6 protein-coding genes are annotated in these 5,334 nt (G+C 59.1%); 3 read left to right on the plus strand and 3 right to left on the minus strand.

Translation table 11 applies throughout. From position 1 onward, the window contains the following. The first annotated feature begins 146 nt into the window (after window positions 1–146). From R7M72_RS23940 to mphR(A), 3 genes are read left to right on the plus strand one after another with little or no spacing between them, the layout of a single operon-like run. Entirely contained in the window at window positions 147–1,052 is a 906-nt protein-coding gene (locus tag R7M72_RS23940; RefSeq protein ID WP_000219391.1) for an Mph(A) family macrolide 2'-phosphotransferase, read from the plus strand. Next, a complete protein-coding gene (mrx(A), locus tag R7M72_RS23945) occupies window positions 1,049–2,287 on the plus strand; it encodes a macrolide resistance MFS transporter Mrx(A) (protein WP_000004159.1) in 1,239 nt (412 codons plus the stop codon). The genes R7M72_RS23940 and mrx(A) overlap by 4 nt, the downstream gene beginning before the upstream one ends. Next, window positions 2,287–2,871 carry a macrolide-binding transcriptional repressor MphR(A) gene (gene mphR(A), locus R7M72_RS23950; RefSeq protein WP_001137892.1) on the plus strand — a complete coding sequence of 195 codons (585 nt, stop codon included), beginning with the start codon at window positions 2,287–2,289 and terminating at the stop codon, window positions 2,869–2,871. Before mrx(A) ends, mphR(A) begins: the two co-directional genes overlap by 1 nt. A 492-nt stretch (window positions 2,872–3,363) precedes the next feature. Here mphR(A) and R7M72_RS23955 read toward each other — a convergent pair whose 3' ends face one another. The 3 genes from R7M72_RS23955 to dfrA14 form a co-directional block, all read right to left on the minus strand. Beyond that, window positions 3,364–4,128, minus strand: a complete 765-nt coding sequence (locus tag R7M72_RS23955; protein WP_001389365.1) for an IS6-like element IS6100 family transposase — start codon at window positions 4,126–4,128, stop codon at window positions 3,364–3,366. Between the two features lie 142 nt (window positions 4,129–4,270). Beyond that, window positions 4,271–4,537 (minus strand): plasmid mobilization relaxosome protein MobC, encoded by a 267-nt coding sequence (mobC, locus tag R7M72_RS26360; protein ID WP_001144737.1) that lies wholly within the window; start codon window positions 4,535–4,537, stop codon window positions 4,271–4,273. A gap of 220 nt (window positions 4,538–4,757) precedes the next feature. Beyond that, window positions 4,758–5,231 carry a trimethoprim-resistant dihydrofolate reductase DfrA14 gene (gene dfrA14 / locus R7M72_RS23970; protein WP_004201280.1) on the minus strand — a complete coding sequence of 158 codons (474 nt, stop codon included), beginning with the start codon at window positions 5,229–5,231 and terminating at the stop codon, window positions 4,758–4,760. Window positions 5,232–5,334: the final 103 nt, after the last annotated feature.

Genomic DNA, 5,334 nt, shown 5'->3' on the forward strand with positions numbered 1-5,334 from the left:
GGTAAGCAGAGTTTTTGAAATGTAAGGCCTTTGAATAAGACAAAAGGCTGCCTCATCGCTAACTTTGCAACAGTGCCGGATTGAATATAACCGACGTGACTGTTACATTTAGGTGGCTAAACCCGTCAAGCCCTCAGGAGTGAATCATGACCGTAGTCACGACCGCCGATACCTCCCAACTGTACGCACTTGCAGCCCGACATGGGCTCAAGCTCCATGGCCCGCTGACTGTCAATGAGCTTGGGCTCGACTATAGGATCGTGATCGCCACCGTCGACGATGGACGTCGGTGGGTGCTGCGCATCCCGCGCCGAGCCGAGGTAAGCGCGAAGGTCGAACCAGAGGCGCGGGTGCTGGCAATGCTCAAGAATCGCCTGCCGTTCGCGGTGCCGGACTGGCGCGTGGCCAACGCCGAGCTCGTTGCCTATCCCATGCTCGAAGACTCGACTGCGATGGTCATCCAGCCTGGTTCGTCCACGCCCGACTGGGTCGTGCCGCAGGACTCGGAGGTCTTCGCGGAGAGCTTCGCGACCGCGCTCGCCGCCCTGCATGCCGTCCCCATTTCCGCCGCCGTGGATGCGGGGATGCTCATCCGTACACCGACGCAGGCCCGTCAGAAGGTGGCCGACGACGTTGACCGCGTCCGACGCGAGTTCGTGGTGAACGACAAGCGCCTCCACCGGTGGCAGCGCTGGCTCGACGACGATTCGTCGTGGCCAGATTTCTCCGTGGTGGTGCATGGCGATCTCTACGTGGGCCATGTGCTCATCGACAACACGGAGCGCGTCAGCGGGATGATCGACTGGAGCGAGGCCCGCGTTGATGACCCTGCCATCGACATGGCCGCGCACCTTATGGTCTTTGGTGAAGAGGGGCTCGCGAAGCTCCTCCTCACGTATGAAGCGGCCGGTGGCCGGGTGTGGCCGCGGCTCGCCCACCACATCGCGGAGCGCCTTGCGTTCGGGGCGGTCACCTACGCACTCTTCGCCCTCGACTCGGGTAACGAAGAGTACCTCGCTGCGGCGAAGGCGCAGCTCGCCGCAGCGGAATGAGCGAACGTCGATATAGCCCGCTCGCGACGCTGTTCGCGGCGACCTTTCTCTTCCGGATCGGCAACGCGGTGGCGGCCCTCGCGCTTCCATGGTTCGTCCTGTCTCATACAAAGAGCGCGGCCTGGGCGGGCGCCACGGCCGCTAGCAGCGTCATCGCGACCATCATCGGCGCGTGGGTTGGTGGTGGCCTCGTCGATCGGTTCGGGCGCGCGCCCGTCGCATTGATCTCGGGTGTGGTGGGCGGCGTGGCCATGGCGAGCATCCCACTGCTCGATGCCGTTGGCGCCCTCTCGAACACTGGGCTGATCGCTTGCGTGGTGCTCGGTGCCGCGTTCGACGCACCCGGTATGGCCGCGCAGGACAGTGAGCTGCCCAAACTCGGCCACGTCGCCGGGCTCTCCGTTGAGCGCGTCTCGTCACTGAAAGCGGTGATCGGGAACGTCGCGATTCTAGGTGGCCCGGCCCTTGGGGGGGCCGCAATCGGCCTGCTTGGCGCTGCGCCAACGCTCGGGCTGACGGCGTTCTGCTCCGTCCTTGCAGGTCTGCTCGGCGCGTGGGTGCTTCCCGCGCGTGCCGCTCGGACGATGACCACGACGGCGACTCTCTCCATGCGCGCCGGCGTCGCTTTTCTCTGGAGCGAACCCCTGCTGCGCCCTCTCTTTGGTATAGTGATGATCTTCGTGGGCATCGTTGGCGCCAACGGCAGCGTCATCATGCCTGCGCTGTTTGTAGATGCAGGACGCCAAGTAGCAGAGCTCGGGCTGTTCTCCTCAATGATGGGGGCTGGTGGTCTCCTTGGCATTGCCATTCATGCGTCGGTCGGCGCCCGGATATCAGCGCAGAACTGGCTGGCGGTGGCATTTTGTGGCTCTGCGGTGGGCTCGCTTCTGCTTTCACAGTTGCCAGGCGTGCCGGTGCTGATGTTGTTGGGCGCGCTCGTGGGACTGCTGACCGGCTCAGTCTCTCCCATTCTCAACGCTGCCATCTACAACCGCACGCCGCCAGAACTTCTCGGCCGGGTACTCGGCACGGTCTCGGCGGTGATGCTGTCAGCCTCGCCCATGGTTATGCTTGCGGCCGGCGCGTTTGTCGACCTTGCTGGTCCGCTCCCTGGCCTCGTTGTATCGGCCGTGTTTGCGGGGCTCGTGGCTCTACTCTCGCTCCGTCTTCAATTTGCTACAATGGCGGCGGCAGCCACAGCCTCCGCCCCAACCCATACAGAAGGTGAACACTGATGCCCCGCCCCAAGCTCAAGTCCGATGACGAGGTACTCGAGGCCGCCACCGTAGTGCTGAAGCGTTGCGGTCCCATAGAGTTCACGCTCAGCGGAGTAGCAAAGGAGGTGGGGCTCTCCCGCGCAGCGTTAATCCAGCGCTTCACCAACCGCGATACGCTGCTGGTGAGGATGATGGAGCGCGGCGTCGAGCAGGTGCGGCATTACCTGAATGCGATACCGATAGGCGCAGGGCCGCAAGGGCTCTGGGAATTTTTGCAGGTGCTCGTTCGGAGCATGAACACTCGCAACGACTTCTCGGTGAACTATCTCATCTCCTGGTACGAGCTCCAGGTGCCGGAGCTACGCACGCTTGCGATCCAGCGGAACCGCGCGGTGGTGGAGGGGATCCGCAAGCGACTGCCCCCAGGTGCTCCTGCGGCAGCTGAGTTGCTCCTGCACTCGGTCATCGCTGGCGCGACGATGCAGTGGGCCGTCGATCCGGATGGTGAGCTAGCTGATCATGTGCTGGCTCAGATCGCTGCCATCCTGTGTTTAATGTTTCCCGAACACGACGATTTCCAACTCCTCCAGGCACATGCGTAAACGGAGGTGTGCAGAGTCCCTGCGGCAGGCGACGAACACGACCGTCGTCGATTAGTACCGGTACGGTCGGTGGTATCGAAGTCTTGATCACCACTCAGGTCTACGGCTTACAAATGGTGACCATCCCGATACTTGCGTCAGAGCACCGGGCCGATTCTTTGACAGTGAATCACTCCCGTAAGGTTGTGCCGGTGTGGGTGTCCCGGGTCGAGACGATACTCCGCCAATGCGCCCAGCAAACAACCTGGCCATCGCAGGTGGTGGGGAGCGGTGTGGCGGATGAGTTGGACAAGTTGGTGTAGCAGCACGAGCACGGCGAGATAACATCGCAGGAGTTCGACATGCTCAAGAGACAGCTGATTGCGAATCGCGATGCAGATTCATAACCCGATTGCGGGTTGGCTTCACTCCACCATCACCGAGCAGACTAGCACGGCGGGCTCTGTTGCAAAGATTGGCGGCAGTCAGAGGTAGGCTGTCGCTCTGCGCCGATCAGGCGGCTGCTGCGAAATGGTGGTTGAGCATGCCCATGGCCTCCGTCAGCGCCGAGGGCCCAATGCCAAAAGCTCTCTCCACAAGGCGCACCTCGCCCCTGATGCCGGGCTGCAGGCACCAGGGGCGAGCCTGTCCTTTGCGCAGGGCTCGCATGACTTCGAATCCCTTGATCGTGGCATAGGCCGTGGGGATCGATTTGAAACCGCGCACCGGCTTGATCAGTATCTTGAGCTTTCCGTGATCGGCCTCGATCACGTTATTGAGATACTTCACCTGCCGGTGGGCCGTCTCCCGGTCCAGCTTTCCTTCGCGCTTCAATTCGGTGATCGCTGCACCATAGCTCGGCGCTTTGTCGGTATTGAGCGTGGCAGGCTTTTCCCAGTGCTTCAGGCCTCGCAGGGCCTTGCCCAGGAACCGCTTCGCTGCCTTGGCGCTGCGGGTCGGCGACAGGTAGAAATCGATCGTGTCGCCCCGCTTGTCGACTGCCCGGTACAGGTAGGTCCACTTGCCCCGCACCTTGACGTAGGTTTCATCCAGGCGCCAGCTCGGATCAAAGCCACGCCGCCAGAACCAGCGCAGCCGCTTCTCCATCTCCGGGGCGTAGCACTGGACCCAGCGATAGATCGTCGTATGGTCGACCGAAATGCCGCGTTCCGCCAGCATTTCCTCAAGGTCGCGATAGCTGATCGGATAGCGACAATACCAGCGCACCGCCCACAGGATCACATCACCCTGGAAATGGCGCCACTTGAAATCCGTCATCGTTCCGTCCGTCCAATCTCCGCCAAGCATGCTCAAGCTTCACGATTTTTGCAACAGAGCCCACACGAGTATTGAGCATAGTCGAGATTGGTGCAGATCACTTCTGATATTGAACTGTCAGGAGCTGGCTGCACAACAGCCATTACGCCCAATCAACTGGTGCAGTCGTCTTCTGAAAATGACAATCGTGCCACCGGCTCCAGGTCTTATCGAACAGCTCAGACACATGGTCCAAATGCTGGTCGATCCGTTCGGCCAGTTTTTCGATGGCCTCTTGCTTGAGCTTGTCACTTTCCCTGAACTCGATGTTCAAGGCCCTGGCCACCTGGTTGAGGTTCCGGCCGATAGCTCCAAGCTGCCGGCACGATTCCCGTACGGTGTTCACTTCTTCATCAGTGAGGACCGGCATCCGGTTCAACGACCGCAGTCATTTCTGTACCTAAACAGTCCTGCGAATATGTGAGTTTTGACCTAATGAGCCACAAAAACTCATTTTCGCCCACGATAATTTTTCTACTTCCTTTCTTTGGAATGCTCATTTCAATATTCACATAACGTCGCTATCAATCGCGGAAAAGGCGTAGTGCGCGAAGCGAACGAAGCTTTTTGCCGTCGATTGCATAGCTTTGTTAACCCTTTTTCCAAATTTGATAGCAATAGTTAATGTTTGAAGTAAAGTGTTGCTCAAAAACAACTTCGAAGGTATTTGGAATACTCGGGAAGAAAACATCCCCCTCTGGCTCGATGTCGATCGTCGATAAGTGGAGCGTAGAGGCCATGGGTAATGTTTCTCGGTAAATTTCTCCGCCACCAGACACTATAACGTGACCGGTGAATTCAGCTAGCCTGTCCATGGCCTCTTCGATTGACTGAAATACAACTACATTGTCATCATTTGATGTCCAACCTGAGCGGGTAACGACCGCGTATTTCCTATTGGGGAGTGCGCCCATAGATTCAAACGTCTTGCGACCCACCAGAAGCCACTGATTGTAGGTCAATGCTTTAAAAAGTAGCTGCTCCCCTTTCGCGGACCAGGGTATGTCTGGACCGCAACCAATCACGCCGTTTTTCGCTTTCGCAGCCATCAATGATACTTTCAAGGTTCTCATCCTGGGTTAACGCTTGAGTTAGACATTATTTGCCGACTACCTTGGTGATCTCGCCTTTCACGTAGTGAACAAATTCTTCCAACTGATCTGCGCG

It is taken from the genome of Vibrio sp. YT-18 (genome assembly GCF_033337345.1).
Taxonomy (GTDB): domain Bacteria; phylum Pseudomonadota; class Gammaproteobacteria; order Enterobacterales; family Vibrionaceae; genus Vibrio; species Vibrio alginolyticus.

Excerpts from the sequence above, each read along its gene's own strand:
- R7M72_RS23940 (WP_000219391.1), top strand. The coding sequence starts at position 147 with ATGACCGTAGTCACGACCGCCGATACCTCCCAACTGTACGCACTTGCA.
- R7M72_RS23955 (WP_001389365.1), bottom strand. The coding sequence starts at position 4,128 with ATGACGGATTTCAAGTGGCGCCATTTCCAGGGTGATGTGATCCTGTGG.
- mobC (WP_001144737.1), bottom strand. The coding sequence starts at position 4,537 with ATGCCGGTCCTCACTGATGAAGAAGTGAACACCGTACGGGAATCGTGC.